This window comes from Trebonia kvetii, from assembly GCF_007827045.1.
Classification (GTDB): Bacteria; Actinomycetota; Actinomycetes; order Streptosporangiales; family Streptosporangiaceae; genus Trebonia; species Trebonia kvetii.
Genome location: NZ_RPFW01000010.1, coordinates 264,794 through 282,714 on the forward strand (window position 1 = coordinate 264,794; position 17,921 = coordinate 282,714).

Sequence of the window (17,921 nt, forward strand, 5' to 3'; positions counted from 1 at the left end):
ATCGCTGGAGGTGCCCTATGGCTGTGACGCAGATCGACATCGATCAGGACGCACTGGACCGTGCGATGGCCCTGTCCAAGGCTAGGACGAAGAAGGACGCCGTCAACCTGGCTCTGAGGTACTACGCAGAAAGGCAGGAGCGGGCTGCCCGGATCGGCCGGCATTTTGAGCGTGCGCAGCACTGGGGAGCGGTCGAAGACGCGGAGCGGGTGCATCAGGCCGAGAAGGATGCCCGGTGATCTACCTGCTCGACACTTCCGCCCTGGTCCGACTGCTGCGCGACCCCAAGCTGCAGGAGGCGTGGTACGACCCGATCGATGCCGAGGCGATCGGGAGCTGCTACCCGCAGCGCACGGAGTTCCTCTACAGCGCGCGCAGCGCCGTCGAGTACGACGAGATCGCGGAGATGTTCAGCGACCTGTACCCGGATGTGACCGTGCCGAAGACCGCCGGGCGGTGGGTCTCGAGCGTGCAGTACCAGATGTCGCGCGCGGGCCATCACCGCAGTGCCTCGGCGGTAGACCTCATCATCGCAGCGACCGCCTCCTATCACGGCCTGACTGTCCTGCACGACGACGCCGACTACCGCGCGGTCGCCCGGCACGCGCCTGACCTGGCCGAGCACAGCATTCACGACTACGCCTAACCACGGACCAGAAAGGCTGCCCGCCTCCACATAGGGACTGCCGTAAATCACTTCGACTCATCGTCGGGTTGAGCACGCAATGAGGACGCCCAGTTCAGCCATCACCGGTCTCGCCCGGCTGGTCACCTCGATACCGTCGCTTACCCATCGGGGGAGCGGGCCGAAAGGCCCCCCGCTATGTTTGAAGTGTCGCCAACTCGTTAGCCTATGACTGTAATAATTTCTGGCCACGGTTTACTCCTGGAATCGATCCAAGATGATTCGGCTGCCCTTGAGCACCTCGATATACGAGAAGGCCGGGACGTGAGCCTATAGGAGGAGTCATACTGAGAGCCATTTGGCGACCAGGGGGCCATCGGATATGCCGGATATGACGCCGCGTCGCTTGCGGCTGTGGGGTGAACCCGGCCAGTTGGCTCGGGTCGACGAGAGCGCCGTAGACGAAGGGCGCAGGCGCCTAAGCCGACGACACGACGATATCGAGCTGGCGTATTTCGAACAGCGGACCGCCGACTCGATCGACATCGTCCTCTTGGTCCCGCCGTCGTTCCGCAGTGATGACTTTAGCGAGATCGCGACGATCCTGCAGGCAGCCCTGGGGATCGGGTCCGGTCCGCACGCGCTGATAGGGGACGACACCGGAGAGGTCCGGGGCATCGGTGGCGAAGGAAGAACGTGTCCCCGTTGCCATGGCTCCGATGGCTCCCACGTTCCCGGCTGCCCGAATGACCGGCGTTAGTCGGCATGGCCAATCCCACGAACCCGAGGCCGCAGCGCTTCGTGCAGCGGACCGGACGCGATGTATGGACGACTCGCGGACCGCTGGCGTACCTGGAGAGCATCCAGGCGGCCGGCAGCGTGGCCGCCCCGTTGCTCGCGGGGGCGAGCTTCACGCTGGTCGCGCTGGTCCTGCAGTCGCCAAAGCCGTTTGGTCGCTGGCAGGACGTTTCCCTGCTGCTATTCGTCGCGGCCGGCCTTGCGCAGATCTTTGCGGTGCAGTCGGTTATCTGGACCCGTCGCTACATGGTGACACCAGACGAACTTAAGCAGTGGCTCCCGGACGACTTCACCGATCACGGGGAGCGTCCCACCCAATGGCTCCAGCTATTTCAGCGGTTTTACGACGAGCGCGCCAGGCGATGGGCCCAGCGTACGAGAGCCTGGATCAATGCCGGGATAACGCTTCTGCTGGTCGGGATCGCGGTGGGAGTAGTGCCGCCGGGACCCGTCGGTTCGGTCCGCTGGCTGGTAATCGCGGTGGCCTGGGCCGGGGTCGCGGTCGAGGCCTCCTGGGTGGCCGCCATGGCGCTGGACGAGCGGGCCTGGCTCGGCATGCTGATGCGCTCGGGGGCGATCGTCACCGCGGGCGGCGCGACCGCCGCGGCCGGCTTTGCCGCCGCGGCCGGAGCCCCGGGCGGGGCAGCCACGTGGTGGGCGATCGGGCTCGCGCTCGCGGCGATTCCGTTTTGGCTTGCGGCCTGCACGGACGCCAGACTCAGGCATGGCCGGGTGCGGGTGGGGGCCCCGCTGCACGGGAGATGGTCGATCGCCCGGGTCGCGCTCGCGCCCGTCGCCCCGGCGGTCTTCGTCATGGCCCTATGGTCCGCCGTCGGAGAACTTGCGAAGCAACGTCACCAGGCGCTCCAGGCATCGCACCCCGGCGTCGAAGAGCTGCTGCCCAAGGGCGTCAGCCTGGGCGCGCACCACCGGGCCTGGAGCCAGTGCGCCGCACTGCCGGTCGCCTCCAGGGACGATCTGGTCGAGCTGCTCGATGAGTCGAGCCGGCTGCTCGGGCCGGACGGTCAGCCTGAACCAGCCGAGCTCTGGGCAAAGATCGTCTGGTCGCCAGGCTGCGTCGTCCGAGTCATCGACCGGGAGGGTGACGAAGGGCGATTCGGCTACTACGTCGTCTACCCGTTGCTCGCGACGGCGGTGCACCGCCTCAGGTCTGGCCAGGTCACGGCCGGCGCGCAGCTTGACCCGGCCGACCTGGCGATATCCGCGGGCACCATCGCGGGCTGGTACGTCGCGATCGTCTGGGCGCCAGGCGCCTCATGGACGCGGCGGTGCGTTATCGCGACGCTCGTGGACGCCCTCGCGGCGGCTGGCGCGGGCACTGCCGCCCAGCCGGTATTCACACGGCCGCTTACCCCTGAGGGCCAGTCGCTTATGCGGAAGTACGGCTTCACTGCTGTTAGCGCGTCAGCAGACGCTATCTCTGTCTTTGAGAAGCGAGCTTCTAGCCTGTTAGTGGCCGCAGGGAACGAATTTTCGCTTTATGGTGAAGTACCTTGCGTTCTGATTGAGGGCATGGACAGTTCTTCGTTTTCGGCGACAATGAACCTATTAGGGAGCTGGCGGAAGGAATAGGAACGTCAGGGGGACCAGTGGAGGCGTCAGAGAATCCATCCGGTGAGCTGATGAGGCCGAGAACGTGAGAACCATGACGCGCGGACTATGGCGCGTGGTACCCACCGGATCGCTTAAGAGCCGTCCGCGCGTTCAGAGCGGGTCAATTCTGGAACGGCTGGCGGCGCGATTCCGTCGCCTGATGGGATTTGCGGTGATGCACGCCGCGGCCCCGCTGCGGAACCGGACCGGCGAGCCAGCTTACGCCCGCGCGCGGGTGGAGACCGCCAAAATCGAGGAGAAATACAAGTACCGGCAAGAGATCTCGCTTAACGCAGATGTCTCCGAGGTAGGCGACCCGGCCGGGCAGATCAAAATCGTGCTGCCCTATGACGGTGACGAGTTCTTCACCCGTGATGCGTACGCCGACGTGGAGGCCGCGCGACGCGACGGCGCGGTTCTCCCTGACAATGCGGTCGTCGGCTTCCTGGCGCTGACCGATTACGAGAAAACCGATCTTGAAGTGCCGCTCGGGCTCCAGGGCAACTACGGCTCAGTCCCGATCGCGGTGCGACTCCCCGGCCGCCCTGGCTCGGGCGAGACCGACCAGCTCATCATCGATAACAGCGAGTGCGTGTTTTCCCAGGAGTACCGGCCGGAAGATCTCCGGATCTTTCCGGTCTACGTCGACATGGATCTGGACGATCCCGACATGGCCGAGGATGCTGACCGCCCACAGCGTTTCTCGGCCCAGGACGCGATCGCGGACCTGCTGGCACGGCTGCTGGAGCGGATCAAGGTCATCGGGGACGCGCCCGAACGCCAGCTCGACTTCGAACCGGGCCTGTGGCTTCGGATGACGGTCCGCCTGCACCTGCCGCGCGGTCAGGCGGAGGGGGTAGAAGCCAAAGTCAGCAAGGTCTCCATGGGCTGGCCCACGCACACGTCGCTGAGTTCGCTCGAACTGCATGCGGACAGCAGGCCGGCCCTCCGGTACAACCCGCAGCAGGAACATGATGGCCGCAAAGGCGGCCTGGAATGGTCCGACGTCCCGATGACTTTGATCGGCCAGCGGCGCGATGCGGAAGTCACGCATACCGCGGACGATCCGGAAGCCGAAGAGGAAGACCCTGAGGTCAGGAAAGAGCTGGTCACGCTGACCAGCGGTGAGATGACGCTGTCCATATCAAACCCAGGAGACTTCTATAAGCAGGACACACTCACCGGCCGGGTTGAGGTGACCGTTAACCGCTTGCTGTCCGGAATGGACGCTCGGCTCTATGACGCGGCCGGCCGGCCGTACCCGGCGCAGCGGTCCGCGCTGAAGCTGAAGAGCGTCGTCACCACAGAGTTCTCGCTGCCGCTCCACGACGCCTTCGCTCGCCGTCCGATGTCGCCGTACCAGTGGCTGTACTTCGAAGAGGTCATCCCGAGTGCCTTGCGCCTCGACGACATAGCGATGGCGCTCAGGAACCGGGGCTTCACGCTTGTCACCTCGGTGCGCGACCTCGATCCGGAGGACTGCTGTATCAAAGCGGAGCGGGTGCAGGGACCAGATCTGCTCCGCCTCCAGGTGTACGTCAGGGGAGAGCGGCACAAGGCCCGTCGCGAACGCAGCGTCGACGGCGTGATGACCTACCGCAGCGCTGTCGCCAGCGGGGACCTGCGGCTCTACGTCTACGGCTCGCTGCGGGGGGAGAGCAAGCCGGTCGTCCAGGAGATCAACGCGCTGAGACGGGCGCTGCGGGAACGCTTCGACCGCCTTCCAGCCGGACGCTGAGTCGGAGGTGGCCATGTGGGATGTGGCAATCGAGCCGCGCGCATCGGTGGCCCGCTGTTACGAGTGCGGGTCGTCACCGGTGTTCGCGCTGTGCCACCACTGCTGGCGGCCGGGTTGCAAGAAGCACGTCCGGCCGTCGCCGCGGTGGGCGCGCAAGATCCTCCGGGAGGGGAGCGGTCCCGGCCTCGCCAAGGCTCCGGTCTACCACTGCGGAGGCTGCGCGCACGGGAAGGCCCTGACCGCGGGGACTACCTGGCGCTGGCTGGTGATCGTTCTTGGCGGTGCCGCGCTAGCGGTAGCCGGCATTGTCACGGTCCGGCTGAGCCCTACCGTCGGGGCGATCTTGCTGCTGACGGGCGGGCTGTCCGCCCTTGTCGCCATGCTGCATGTCTGGCGGGGAGTGGCTCGAGCGCGGACCGCGCTCCCGGTGCCGCTGCTCCCCAAGGCGGTCGACGTGGAACTGACCGAGGAACTGCGCGGGGAGATCACCCTCGAGGGCGAAGGCGATGAGTACCGGACGGTCCTGGACCCGGTCAAAGGTGAGCTCAGCGTGCGCTTCACGTTTGGCGGGCCAGATCGTGAGCGGGTGCGGCGCCGTCGCAAGCGAGCCCGCACGCACGACGCCGCCGTGCCCTGGTGCGCGGGGCGCATCCTGCTCTCGGGGCCGTTCGGCATCCGCACCGGAGATGAGATCGCTGGCCCGATCCTGCCGCTCGATGGCAACTCGGGCGATCACGCGGTCTTCCGTCCCCTGGACCCGCCCTCGTCGAGCCCTTGGAAATACCGCCGCCGCTACGAGCTCCGCACTGAGCCGAAGATCGCCAGCGGGCCGATCTGGATCACTCCGTCCATCGTCCCTGACTCGGGCCGTCACGGGCTCGAGCTGGATGTCCAGTGGGTCAAGTTCGGCCCGGACGAGGACAAGCCGCTGAGCCTGCGGATGATCGAATTGCTGCGGCTGGAGTTTCCGGTGAGGTGGGGAGAAATCCATACCTGGGGATTGCTCGACGAGGTGGGCACCCAGCCGCGGGCGACGGTCGGGCTGGGCGGGGAAGGCCGCCAGTTTATCGAACTGAAACGGATTACCCCCGCCGACCAGGAAAAGGACGAGGCCCGGACAACTCACGTGACGCTGGCCATCCGCTTTTCTGGACAAGTCGATCCGGGAGATGAAATTTCTGGGCGAGTTACCGCCAAAATGGGCGGGACGCTCTCCGGGGTCACCGGAGTGACGCTTTTCAACTCGCTCGGCGGCCGGCGGGCGCTAGGCAGGTCGGCCAGCGTCAAGACGCGGGTCGACCTGGGCTTCCGGATCAGCCTGGCGAACATCCGCTACCAGGCGCTGCGCGTGGACCCTGACCGCGCGGCAGAGGACAGCAACCGGGACAGCTACGCGGACACCTTTGACGTGGTCCCGGACGACGAGGCAGTCATCGCGCTGACAAACGCGATGAGCGAGGAAGGCTATTACGTCAAGCACGTCATCGAGAACCCGCCGCGCAGCGGCAGGCGAGCCAACGAGTTCCAGCGCTACTGGGATATCAAGGGCCGACGGTATGTCGGTGTCTACCCCGTCGACTTCCACATCATCCTGACCGGGGAGGAAGTCCGTAGCGGCGGCATCCGCCCGGAGCGGGGGGCCACGAAGGTCCGGATCGTGGTGAAGGGTGCCTACACCGATGACGAGATGGAGCGGACGATCCGCGAGGAGTACAAGCGGCTCCGTGACCTGACGGAGGCCACGCTGGGGCGCAAGAGTCCCATGACGAGTGAGACAGGATGACGCGGTAATGGGCTGGGAATGCGCCGAGTGCAACGATCGGAGCCAGAAACCCGTCGCGGTGTGTCATCACTGCGGCAAGCCTTTGTGCACCAAAGACCTGGTGGTGATCTTTGACGACGCCTTCGCCGTGGTGTCAAGGAAGGCAAGGGGGAAAAGGAAGGCGGGGAAGGAAGGGAAGGCAAGGCATGAAGCGGTGCACTGCCGGAGATGCCGCCGCGTCCACCATCTTGGATCCTTCGCGCTCGGAACAGACAGCTGATGATCGAGGTCGCGATCTCTCCGGTGCACGCCGGTGACGCCGACCTGAAGGTCTGCCTGACCAACAGCGGCCCGCATGAGTGCCTGAACGTTATCTTCGTGATCAGGCTGCCGGCCGGCGTCATGCGGCTTCGCGGGCAGGAACGGATTGGCCCGATCTGGCTTCCTCCGGGGAAGACAGTCTGCGAGCAGCTCCGGGTCCGCGCGGAAAGGCCGGGACGTTACCGGCTGACGAGCCCTAACTTCTCCTACCAGGACCACAACGGCAAGCCTCATCGTGAAGCCAGCTTCACCGCTGAGATCATCGTCGAGCCGGCACCAGCCCCGGCGCCTGAACCGCGGATAAGCACCGAACTGCAGACGCGCGAGCTGGCACTCGGTGAATGGACCGTCCTGCGTTGCCGCTTGAGCAACGTCGGCGGCAGCGACGCGGAGAAGCTGGAGCTTGCCCTGGATGGCCAGGTCACCGTGGATGAACGTAGCCGAAGATTCGCGCTCGACCGGCTGGCGGCCGGGGCCACGGCGGACGCTTCCTTCTACGTGCGCGCTCAAGAGGCAGGCCCGCATGTGCCGCTTTACTTCGATCTCACCTACAGCGGCCCGCGTGGACGTCACCCCGATCGGACACTGGCAACAGTGAGCGTGAGCGGCAACCCGACGCCAGCGCCGGGATTCTCGCCGCCAACCGGCGAACTGATCAAGGTGCTCTACCTCGCCGCCAACCCCGTGGACCCCGCCGATCCGGGAAGGCGAGGGCTGCGCGTCGAGGATGAGTTCCGTGCGATCCAGCAAGCCGTCAGTCAAGGCAGAAAACGTGACGACATCCGGCTGGAAAGCCGGTGGGCGGTACAGTCGCTCGACATCACGCAAGCTCTCTCCTCTGTCGAGCCGCACGTCGTGCACTTCGCCGGGCACGGCGATGCCAAGGAGGAGAGCATCGTAGTCGGAGATGAGTACGGGTACATCCACACCATCCCCGTAGACGGGCTAGTGCAGGCGTTCCAGGCAGTCGGCCAGAGCGTTCGCTGCGTGGTCGTCAACGCGTGCAGTACCGAGCGCCTGGCCCAGGCGCTGGCGGCAACAGGCCTGTCCGTCATCGGGATGCGCCAGCCAGTGGGAGACCATTCCGCGGTCCGCTTCAGCATCGGCTTCTATCAGGCCCTGGCCGACGGCCGATCTGTCGAGACGGCGTTCGGCTCTGGTGTCGCGCAACTGATGATGACGCCCCTCGGCGATGATGCCCGCGCCCCCTTCTTGCTGTCCGGCGGTCAAGCGGCACGTGGGTGAGCTGCGAAGGAAAGAGAGCGGATGACGGGAATCGAACACTCATGACCAGCTTGGAAGGCTTCAGATACGGATGCGCTGAGCATCGTAAACGCAGGTCAGCTGATGTTTCTCCTTGTCCGTGGGTTACCGTGAATCACCGTGGTTCACCGTCCGATCGGGCACGTAACGGGCACGCGGCCTGATCCGATTCCGCGCTTCTGCAGAGGGAAGGGGGCGGCCTTCGTTACCGTTCATTCCAACCGCGACAACGAACGGGCAAGGCTTATGGGAGGAGGTGCTCCGATCGTGGACGAGCCATTTCCCCTAGCCTCAGCTAATGACTTCCATCAATATGCCTTCCTGGATATGAGTCCTGGCAACTGGAAATCATGAAGTGCGAGAAGAAAGATCTAGCATCAACCGGCTAAGGTTGACACACTACAAGAATGACACGGGGTGAAGCCGGGAGCAGGGTACCCGATGGTTTGATCGTGGTTAAGGTATCTGATCGCAAGATGATCGATCAGGCTATCGCTCTAGGGGACCTGAACAAGCGCACCCTGGGCTTCCTTCCTCACAAGGCCTACGAGCAGGCGGCCGCCGCGGGCACTTTGCTGGCAGTTGTTGATCGTGGGCAGGTTATGGCTTATGCCCTTTATTCCTTGCCTCGACAGGTTGTCCGGCTGACTCATTTGTGCGTGGGTACTGAAGGCCGAGGGCGGGGGTTTGCTCGTCTTCTCATCGATGCGATCAGCGAGCGGCACGAAGACAGGTTCGGGATAACGCTCAAGTGCCGTAACGATTTCGCCGCAAACGCGATGTGGCCGCACCTCGGATTCGAAAAGCAGGGCGAAAGGCCCGGGCGCGGTCGCCAGCGGTACCCTCTGTCGATCTGGTGGCGGGATCACGGGCATCCCGCGCTGTTCTCCTCGGCCGAATCCCTTGGGCTTGTCCGGGTAATGCTGGACCTCAACGTATTCGCCGATCTTGAATCGAGCTACCAGCGCAGCGAGCAGCGAGAGTCGGGCGCCTTGACCGGGGACTGGCTCGCTGATCAGGTTGACCTGGTCATCTCCACTGAACTTGAGGCTGAGATCGCCAGGCACCCGGATCCGTCGGAAAGGCAACGGCAGGACCAGGCCGCCCGCAAGTACCTGACAGTCAGGACCCAGGCCCGGGCGCTGGACGGGGCTGCCAAGCAGATCACTGACCTCGTGCGACAGAACATCGGTTTGGACCTGTCGGCCGATCGGGGCGACGTATCGGACGTGCGGCACCTGGCGGCCGCGTGGCTCACGGGGACCACTGTCATTGCGACTCGCGATCAGCGGTTCATCGACTGGTCGGCTGCCGTTGTCGACACGACCGGTGTCCGCGTCATGCGGCCGTCCGACGTAGTGCTTCAGCTCGATGAGCTGGCCCGGGCACAAGAGTACCGGCCGGCCCAGCTCGAGGACACCCAGTACGAGCTGGCTGCGGTGCGGTCCCGTCAAGAAGATGCAGTCCTGCCATTCATGCATGGCAGCCAGGGCGAGCGCCAGTCCAGTTACCTGGCGATGGTTCGCGGGCTGGGGGCCGACGGGCCTCGGTGGAATCGGCTGATCCTGCGAGACCCGCGAAGGGAATCAGTCGCCTTCCTGGTCACCGGCGTCGATGACGTGCAGCTGACCGTACCGGTGCTTCGGATCAAGCTTGCAGCCGTCGTAGCCTGCTCGCGGCTTGAGGAGGTCGTCGCCGCGCGGCCAGGTGAACTGCACCAGCGTTTTCGGCACCTGGGAGTCTGGCAGCAAGACCAGGTCACGGCGGTGGCCAAGAACGGCACAGCGCTTGCCCTGCGGTTCGCCGACACCGAGGTCTTCCCTCACCAAGTCACATTGCGGCGGCTCCGAGGGCTAGCCAGCGAGTACGTTCAGTCTCTGTCACTAAGGTCGGCAGAGAAGATCTCGCCGTCACTCTTCGCCGCCATCTATCAGGAAGGGTTTTCCGGGTATGAGCCAAAATGACCGAGCACTGCTACTGTCAATCCGTCCGCGATACGCCCAGGCCATCTTGAGCGGCACCAAGTCCGCTGAGATACGCAGGCAACGGCCGACTGTTCACCCCGGGACCCCCGTCATCATCTATGCCACCAAGCCCGTCGGTGCCCTGGTGGGGACCGCCCGCATCGCGAATATCGCCGAAGGGACCCCGGCTGACATATGGGAACGACACCAGAACTGAGCCCATTCCAACCTGGTTAGGCGCCGTGGAGTTGCAATGCGTGGATGGCCTTGGCGAGTTTCCCGGCGCGCCAGGGGCAGCAGCGGAGCTTCGCGAGGATCTTCCATACCTTGAGCTGGGCGTTCGCTCGTTCGCCGGGGGCGCGGAGCCTGGCGTGGGCCCGGTTGGCTTCTTTCTGGGATTCCGGTTTGTTCCGGCCCTTGTACGGGACCTTTGCCCAGGTGGAGCCCTGATATCCCTTGTCCGCGAGGGTGACCAGCCCGGCTTTCTCTAGCTCGTTCAGCACGCCCCATATCCACTCGGCCTTCTTGTCGTGGACCGAGCCGGGCAGCGCACCGGAGACCCACAGGACCTCGCCGTCAGGACTGGCGATGACCTGCAGGTTCATGCCGTGCTTTTTGTGCTTGCCGGAGTAGAACGGCTTGTCCGCGGCGACCCGGTCTATCGGGATGAGGGTTCCGTCGAGGATGACGTAGGCGTGACCTGCCCTTTTGGCGTCCCGGACCGCTTTCCTCAGTTTCGGGGCGCGGGCCGCGAGCAGTTCCACGGTCTCGTTGACGTACCGCCAGGCCGTGGTCCTGCCGACCCCGAACCCGGCCGCGAGGTGCTCGAACGTCTCGCCTTTGCGCAGGTGAGCGAGCACGAGCAGGGCCTGCTGCCCAGGGCTGAGCTTCCGCCACCGCGACCCGACGGCCTTCAGGTGCCGGCGGATCAGCCCGGCCGCGTAGTTCAGGGTCCGGGACGACAACGGCAGCGCGGCACGGTAGAACAGCATGTGAAGCCCCTGGGGGTGATGAGTCGTTCTTGGTCGATTGCCTCATCTACCAGGGGCTTCGCCGTGTCCGCCGGCGAACCGTGACCCTGTGGCCACAGTGCCGTCGCCGCGAGACGACAACGTTATCATCACTCAAAGTGATTCATTGTTTACAAGCAAGTTGGAATGGGCTCACTGTACCGGGGTATCCAAAGCCGAGTACGACACTTACCTGTCCGGTGCTGAGACCGCTTATTTGTTGTTCCTGTGCCAGGTTCAGCGACTTGAACCCCTGCTCACGTTGGAGCAGATACGGTCAGCTGCAACCTTCCAGCCCCCGCAGAGTTACCGCTACCTCAGTCAGCACATGTTGCGTAGCTTGCTTGGCGATCATCCCGTCCGCCATTCCCTCCTCACCATGCTCCGATCCGAACCTCACACCGGAGTGAGGTGCCCCGAGCCTTCCGGACAGTCCGTCCATTAGGATGGATTATCTGGAAAGGTTGAAAACTTGCCCCGACCGAAGAAGAGCTTCTCGCCTGAATTCAAGGATGAAGCCGTGAAGATGGTGATCGAGACGTCGCGCCCGATCGCCAGGGTGGCGAAAGAGCTCGGTATCAATGAGGGCACCCTCGGCAACTGGGTTGCCGCCTATCGCCGTGATCATGCCGGCGAGGAGCCGCCGCCGACCTTGACCGAGCGGGCGCGGCTCCGCGAGCTCGAGCGGGAGAACCGGGAACTCAAGATGGAACTTGAGTTCATGAAAAAAGCCGCAGCATACTTCGCCCGCGACCATCGGTGACCGAGAAATTCGAGTTCATCGACGCGGAGTATGCGGCTTACCTGGAATCGGGTAATATGCACGTGCCGTCAGTCGTGAAAATGTGCAGGTGGATGAAGGTATCGCGATCAGGCTTCTACGAATGGCGGAACGCGCCGGAATCGGCGACGGCGAAAAGGCGCGGGATAATCGCCGTGATCGTGCGGAAGTCATTCGACGATTCTGACGGGACGTACGGGTACCGGCGGGTCCACGCCGACCTGGCGGCCTGGGGCGTGCCGGCCGGGCCGGAGCTGGTGCGCTCGGTGATGCGCGAGCTGGGCCTGGAGCCGTGCCAGCCGCGGCCGTGGCGGTTCAGCCTCACCGAGGGCGACGGCCAGGAGCACGCCATCCCCGATCTCGTGAAACGGGACTTCACTGCCAGCGCGCCCGGCCGGGTAATGGTCGGCGACATCACCTATATTCCGACGTGGCAGGGCTGGCTGTATTTGGCGATTCTGTGGAATGCTCCTTCGTCGCAGTCCACAGAATCCGTGTTACGTGGGAATCCTCGCAGGTGAGGACGGCCTTCGGCCGACAGTGCCTTCCGCGCTCGGATTCCACGTAACTGATACGGTTATCGACTGCCACACGAAGGCCGTGATCGGCTGGGCGACGGGCGATAACTACAAGACGCCTCTCATCGAGGAGGCCGTCGAGATGGCCGCCCGCAATTACACGCTCGCTCCTGCCGCTGTTTTCCACTCCGACCGCGGCAGCAATTACACGTCCGGGCAGTTCGCCATGACGCTGAAGAAATATAACCTGCGGCAGTCCGTCGGCCGCACCGGCATCTGCTATGACAATGCAATGGCCGAGTCATTCTTCGCCGCGCTGAAGAACGAGCGCGTCCACCGCACCCAGTACCCGACACGGGAACAAGCCAGGCGAGACGTTGTGAGGTACATCGAATTCTGGTACAATTCGAAGCGCCGGCACTCCGGGCTACAGTACCGGACCCCGCAGCAGGTCCACGATGAATACCTGGAACGGCAGTCCGCAGCGTGAATTAGTCATTAATCCGCTGTCCGGAAAGCTCGGAGCAGATCAGAGAGCTGGTGAGTGCAAGCCCTGGTTTGTCTGATGCAGGCGCACAGGGCCCGGTTGCCGCGGCTCACTGCAGTGCGACAGTCCAACGGTGACGCGTTAGGTCTGTGGGAGTCTGGAGTCGTAGTCACTATCTGAGTCACTAGGTCCTTCGGTGGCTCGACCGTGGGACGGCGGGCGAAGACGATCTGCGCATCGATCGATGTATGACTCGGGTTTGAACGGACCGCCTGTTGGCGGGCATCCCCTGCCTCGCCTGCCTGCCTGCCTCTTCTCCTTGGCGGAGTGGCAGGGGGGTGACGGTGCGCTGGCGCATCGCGCTCGATCAAGTGCGCAACGCGGACCTGGCGCACGAGGGATGCTCGTTCTTCCCATGCGCCCAGACCATCTTGAGCGGTGTGGGCCTGGCTGAGACCGCACGCGCTGCCGCCGATATCTCGTTCAAGTAACCCCTTCTGCTGCCTATCGGCTCGTTCAGTTTCTGATCTTGATCGCCCGCTTTGTCATCATTTATCTATGACGTTCGATTCCCTCACACCCATGCACCATCTGATGATCATGGGAAGTTCAGTGGCCTCCGGCCCTCGGTGGCAGAGGCCCGTTTGGCAGTTATCGCGACCCTGAGCAAGGGCTACGACCTGGACTACATCTGGAAGCAAGTCGACCAAGCAACGGCTAAGGACGCGGCCGGGTACTACATCCAGGCCGCCGAAACTGGGGGAGAGCCGCCCGGCCGCTGGTGGGGCCCCGGCGCTCAGGCTCTCGGCCTCGAGCCCGGCCAGATCGTCGAGCGGAAACCGTACGACCTGCTGTTCGGCGAGCACAAAGCCCCGGACGGCACCCCGCTGGGCAGGCCGCCCGGCAGCGGCCGCAAAGCCGCCGAGATCTATACCCAGCTGCTGGCCGCCGAGCCGCACGCCACCGCCGAGCGCAAGCGCGAGCTGCGCCTTGAGGCGACCCGGCAGGCCAGGCAGAGCCCGCTGTTCTTCGACCTGACTCTGTCGCTGTCGAAGTCCATCTCGATCTTCCACGCCTCCCTCGGCGAGAACGCCCGCCTGGCCCGCCAAGCCGGCGACACGGCCGGGGACGAGTACTGGTCCGCCCTAGTCGCCGAGGTGGACGCGATGATCTGGCAGGCCGTCCACGCGGGCTTCGAATACTTCCACCGCGAAGCCGGCTACACCCGCACCGGCTCGCACAACAAGCGAGTCAACGGCCGCGAGACCGGCCAGTGGCACGAAGCCGACCTGGCGGTCGCGCACTGGCTGCAGCACACCTCCCGCGACGGTGACATGCAGCTGCACGTCCACGCCCAGATCGCCCACGTCGCTCGTACGAGTACCGACGGCAAATGGCGAGCGCCTGATTCCCTCGGCTACAACGAGCACATCGGCGCGGTCGCCGCGATCACGGCCCAGAATCTGGAAGAAGCCCTGACCGCGAGGTTCGGCCTGGAGTGGACCCCCCGTGATGACGGCCACGGGTTTGAGATCGCGGGCATCAGCGGGGAGATGATGCGGCTGTTCTCCTCGCGCCGCGAATCGATCACCGCGGACTTGCGCGCCCGCGCCGCGCGGTTCCAGCAGCACTACGGGCGCGCGCCATCCCAGCGCGAACTCGCGCAGCTCGGTCAGGCGTCGAATTTCGCGACGCGCAAGAGCAAGGAAGGCGCGCTCGACACCGAGCAGCTGCACGCGGACTGGGCCGACAAGCTCGCGCGCACCCTCGGCGTCCCGCTGGCGTCAGTTGCCCCGTCGGTCTGGCACGTCGCCGCGAACCGCGCAGACGCGCCCGCGCGTGAAGCCGGCGGCCCGGAGACGGTGACGCAGGAGGTCGCGCTTGCGCGCGCGGGGCAGCAGGCGGTCGCGCTGGCGCAGCAGGAAAAGAGCACCTGGACCCGCGCCGACCTAGTCAAGTACCTGGGCCGGGTCCTGCCCCGCACCGGCCGAAACCCGGCCCAGGCGGCCGCGCTGCTTGAAGACCTGGCAGACTGCGCGCTGCGCTCGGAGTTCGAGCCGGTCTGCTGCCTGGAAGCACCCGAGCCGGCCCCCGTGCCGTCCAGCCTGCTGCGCGCCGACGGGCGCAGCGTGTACCGGCGGCACGGCGGCGTTCGCTACGCCACCGCCGCGCAGCTGACGATGGAAGAGCGCATGGTCGCGCAGGCATCCGCGCAAGGCGCGCCGCGCCTGACCCGTGACGCGGCCGCGCAGGCGCTCGGCGCCGACCCCGCGGACCTCGACCGCATCCTGCATGGCGGCGCGGAAAGCGCACCCGCCGGTCAGCGCACCGGATCGGGGCTGCGCGCCGACCAAGCCGCCGCTGCGCTGGCCGCGTTGACCGACGGCCGGCGCGTGTCGGTGATCAACGCGCCCGCCGGGTCCGGCAAGACCCGCACCCTCGCCGAGGCCGCCCGGGCCTGGACGGCGGCTGGCCTCGGCCCGGTCATCGGCATTGCCGCATCCCAGTCCGCCCGCAATACCCTGGCCGCCGGCATCCCCGACTCTTACAACGCCGCCCAGTTCCTCGGCCACCTGCCCAGCGGGCGCGGGGCTCGCGGCCCCGTCCCCATCCGCCCGGGCACGCTGCTGGTCATCGACGAGGCATCGATGATGACCAGCCCCGACCTGGCCGACCTGATCGCGCTGGCCGAGACGAACGGCGCCAAGGTGATCATCGCCGGGGACACCGGGCAACTGCAGGCCGTACAGAACGGCGGCGGCATGACCCTGCTCGCCGGCCGTCTCGGCTACGTCCGTCTCGCCGAACCCGTCCGGTTCCGCGCGCTCTGGGAGCAGGCTGCCAGCCTGCGGCTGCGCGACGGCGACACCACCGTCCTCGATGAGTACGACCAGCACGCCCGCATCACCGGCGGAGACCCCGAGCAAATGCTGGACGCCGCGGCGTCCGCGTACACCGCGCTCACCACGCAGGGCACGGACGTGCTGCTGATGGCCGCCGACCACAGCCTGCGCCGCGAACTGTCGCGCCGCATCCGCGACGACCTCATCCGCCTCGGCCACGTCGACCCCGGCCCCGCTATCCGGATCGCCGACGGCGCGATGGCGAGCCGCGGCGACCTGATCGTCTGCACCCGCAACCACCACGAAGTCGAAGCAGGCGAACCGGGCCGGACGCTCGCCAACGGCGACCTGCTCCGCATCGACGCCATCACCGCCAGCGGGCTGCTCGTCCGCCGTGCCCTGGACGCCGACCCGGCAACCGGGCAGCGCCGCTGGACGGACCGACAGTTCCTGTACGCGCATTACGAAGAAGCCGAACTCGGCTACGCGGTCACCGACCACGCCGCCCAGGGCCGCACCGTGACTGCTGGCCTGGCGGTGATCACCGGCACCGAAGACCGCCAGCACGCCTATGTCGCCCTGACCCGGGGCACCGACAGCAACACCGCCTACGTCTTCACCCAGTCACCTAAGCGTGCCGACATCACGCCCGGCCCGCGGCCCGCCCCCGAACTGGCCCGTTACGACCGCCTCACCGCCCGGCAAGACATTCCGGACCCGGCGGTCGCGGGTGCTGAGACCGATGACGCGCTCGGTGTGCTGGCCGAAGTGCTAGGCCGCGACGGGCAGGAACTGTCCGCCATGCAAGCCTGGCAGCAGGCCCTGGCCGACGCCGACCACCTGGCCATCTTGCACGCGATCTGGACCGTGGAAACCGCCCCGGCCCGTGAGCAGCGCTACCGGGAGCTCCTGGCGGCCGCCCTGCCGCCGGGATACCGGCTGGAGGCCAGCCATAAGGAGAAATGGCTGTGGCGCACACTGCGCGCCTCGGAACTCGCCGGCCTGGACCCGGGCCAGGTCCTCACCGACGCAGTCGCCGAACGGAACCTGACCGGCGCCCGCGACATCCCCGCCGTCATCGACGCCCGCATCCGCCGCCGCACCGGCACCCTGATCCCGCTCCCCGCACCCGCCTGGTCCGACCAGCCCGCCGCCATCGCCGATCCCGGACGCCGCGCCTACGCCGATGAGATCGCCATGCTGATGGACGCCCGCAAGGAACGGATCGGCGAACACGCCGCCGCCAGCACCCTGCCCTGGGCAGTCACCGGCCTCGGCCCCGTCCCCGGCGACCCGCTGACCCGGCTGGAATGGCAGCAGCGCGCCGCATCCATCGGCGCCTACCGCGAGCTGTCCGGCTACAACCACCCCGCCGACCCGATCGGCGCCGAGCCCGCGAGTGGCAGCCCGGACCTGCGCGCCGCGTGGCACGAGGCCCTGGCCGCCCTCGGCCCCGCCGACAGGCCCGATGTGCGGGGCATGCCCGATGGGCTGCTGCTGCGGCTGCGTGACACCTACCCCATCGAAACCGCCTGGGCACCACCATGGGTCGGCGACGAGCTCCGCCGGGCCCGCGCGGGCGCCCGGGACGCGCACCTGGCCGCTCTCCGTGCCGCTGCTGAAGCCGCCGCGGCCGGCCTGCGGGACGAACCCGGCGAGGCCGCCCGCCAGCAGGCCCGCGCCGCCAGTTACCACGCCCTGCACGACAGCTACCGCCAACGCGAAGGCGCACTCGCCACCGCCATGGCAGACAGAGCCGACTGGGAACAAGCCACCCGCCACCAGCGGCATCTGACCGTGGCCGCCGACGCAGAACTGCGCCGCCGTCACCCCGAACAGTCCTGGCCGCCGCTCCGTTCCGCTGAACCCCAGCCCGTCACAGAGGATAAGCACGGCATCCCGACGGCAGGGGAGAGGAGCATTGAGGCGGAGCAGCGGGTCACCGACCTGGCCGCCCAGCATCGCGAGTTCTCCGCGAAGCTCGCCGAACGGCAGAGCCTGATGACCCCCGCCGAGGACCATGATTTCGAAGACCTCGGCCCGGGATTCCCCGCCTGGACCGAACCTGATCGGGACCCGATCCTCCAACCGCCAAGACCCCAGATCCAGCCATCAGAACGGCTGCTGGAACTAACCGCCGGCCGCGAGCCGGACTTCGAAGCCGGTGACTGACATCCAGGACCGGCTTTGTCCGTGA

The 17,921-nt window shown here is 66.2% G+C and carries 14 protein-coding genes and 1 pseudogene; 13 read left to right on the forward strand and 2 right to left on the reverse strand.

What is annotated here, in order from left to right:
- Window positions 1-17 precede the first annotated feature (17 nt).
- Both EAS64_RS39645 and EAS64_RS39650 read left to right on the forward strand, forming a co-directional pair.
- Entirely contained in the window at window positions 18-239 is a 222-nt protein-coding gene (locus EAS64_RS39645; protein ID WP_187366513.1) for a type II toxin-antitoxin system VapB family antitoxin, read from the forward strand.
- Window positions 236-646: a PIN domain-containing protein gene (locus tag EAS64_RS39650; RefSeq protein ID WP_145861797.1), complete on the forward strand. Its 411-nt coding sequence runs from the start codon at window positions 236-238 to the stop codon at window positions 644-646. The genes EAS64_RS39645 and EAS64_RS39650 overlap by 4 nt, the downstream gene beginning before the upstream one ends.
- A 457-nt stretch (window positions 647-1,103) precedes the next feature.
- Here EAS64_RS39650 and EAS64_RS39655 read toward each other — a convergent pair whose 3' ends face one another.
- On the reverse strand, window positions 1,104-1,337 hold the full coding sequence (locus tag EAS64_RS39655) for a hypothetical protein (RefSeq protein WP_145861798.1): 234 nt from the start codon (window positions 1,335-1,337) through the stop codon (window positions 1,104-1,106).
- Window positions 1,338-1,390: 53 nt separating this feature from the next.
- Here EAS64_RS39655 and EAS64_RS39660 point away from each other — a divergent pair, with 53 nt between their 5' ends.
- From EAS64_RS39660 to EAS64_RS47770, 6 genes are all read left to right on the forward strand, one after another.
- Window positions 1,391-3,016 carry a hypothetical protein gene (locus tag EAS64_RS39660; protein ID WP_145861800.1) on the forward strand — a complete coding sequence of 542 codons (1,626 nt, stop codon included), beginning with the start codon at window positions 1,391-1,393 and terminating at the stop codon, window positions 3,014-3,016.
- A gap of 64 nt (window positions 3,017-3,080) precedes the next feature.
- Window positions 3,081-4,775 (forward strand): hypothetical protein, encoded by a 1,695-nt coding sequence (locus EAS64_RS39665; RefSeq protein WP_222849952.1) that lies wholly within the window; start codon window positions 3,081-3,083, stop codon window positions 4,773-4,775.
- Window positions 4,776-4,788: 13 nt separating this feature from the next.
- Window positions 4,789-6,558, forward strand: coding sequence for a hypothetical protein (locus EAS64_RS39670; protein ID WP_145861804.1), 1,770 nt, complete (start codon window positions 4,789-4,791; stop codon window positions 6,556-6,558).
- A 258-nt stretch (window positions 6,559-6,816) separates the two neighbouring features.
- A complete protein-coding gene (locus EAS64_RS39675; RefSeq protein WP_187366514.1) occupies window positions 6,817-8,103 on the forward strand; it encodes a CHAT domain-containing protein in 1,287 nt (428 codons plus the stop codon).
- A 494-nt stretch (window positions 8,104-8,597) separates the two neighbouring features.
- The gene (locus EAS64_RS39680) at window positions 8,598-10,085 is read left to right on the forward strand and encodes a GNAT family N-acetyltransferase (RefSeq protein WP_145861808.1); all 1,488 of its coding nucleotides are present in this window, start codon (window positions 8,598-8,600) and stop codon (window positions 10,083-10,085) included.
- Window positions 10,072-10,302: an ASCH domain-containing protein gene (locus EAS64_RS47770; protein WP_145861810.1), complete on the forward strand. Its 231-nt coding sequence runs from the start codon at window positions 10,072-10,074 to the stop codon at window positions 10,300-10,302. The genes EAS64_RS39680 and EAS64_RS47770 overlap by 14 nt, the downstream gene beginning before the upstream one ends.
- Before the next feature lie 16 nt (window positions 10,303-10,318).
- Here the strand turns inward: EAS64_RS47770 and EAS64_RS39690 are convergent, their stop codons facing one another.
- Window positions 10,319-11,077, reverse strand: coding sequence for a transposase family protein (locus tag EAS64_RS39690; protein ID WP_145851078.1), 759 nt, complete (start codon window positions 11,075-11,077; stop codon window positions 10,319-10,321).
- A gap of 490 nt (window positions 11,078-11,567) precedes the next feature.
- Between EAS64_RS39690 and EAS64_RS39695 the strand changes: the two genes are divergently transcribed.
- The 5 genes and pseudogenes from EAS64_RS39695 to mobF all read left to right on the forward strand — a co-directional run bounded on the left by EAS64_RS39695 (window position 11,568) and on the right by mobF (window position 17,896).
- On the forward strand, window positions 11,568-11,858 hold the full coding sequence (locus tag EAS64_RS39695) for a transposase (RefSeq protein ID WP_145853611.1): 291 nt from the start codon (window positions 11,568-11,570) through the stop codon (window positions 11,856-11,858).
- A gap of 92 nt (window positions 11,859-11,950) precedes the next feature.
- Window positions 11,951-12,166: pseudogene (locus tag EAS64_RS46520) on the forward strand (IS3 family transposase); the annotation flags it as partial.
- A gap of 211 nt (window positions 12,167-12,377) precedes the next feature.
- Window positions 12,378-12,884, forward strand: coding sequence for an integrase core domain-containing protein (locus EAS64_RS39705; RefSeq protein ID WP_187365938.1), 507 nt, complete (start codon window positions 12,378-12,380; stop codon window positions 12,882-12,884).
- A 335-nt stretch (window positions 12,885-13,219) separates the two neighbouring features.
- Window positions 13,220-13,372, forward strand: coding sequence for a hypothetical protein (locus tag EAS64_RS44245; protein WP_187366515.1), 153 nt, complete (start codon window positions 13,220-13,222; stop codon window positions 13,370-13,372).
- A 153-nt stretch (window positions 13,373-13,525) separates the two neighbouring features.
- Window positions 13,526-17,896: a MobF family relaxase gene (gene mobF, locus EAS64_RS39710; protein ID WP_187366516.1), complete on the forward strand. Its 4,371-nt coding sequence runs from the start codon at window positions 13,526-13,528 to the stop codon at window positions 17,894-17,896.
- The last annotated feature ends 25 nt before the right edge of the window (window positions 17,897-17,921 follow it).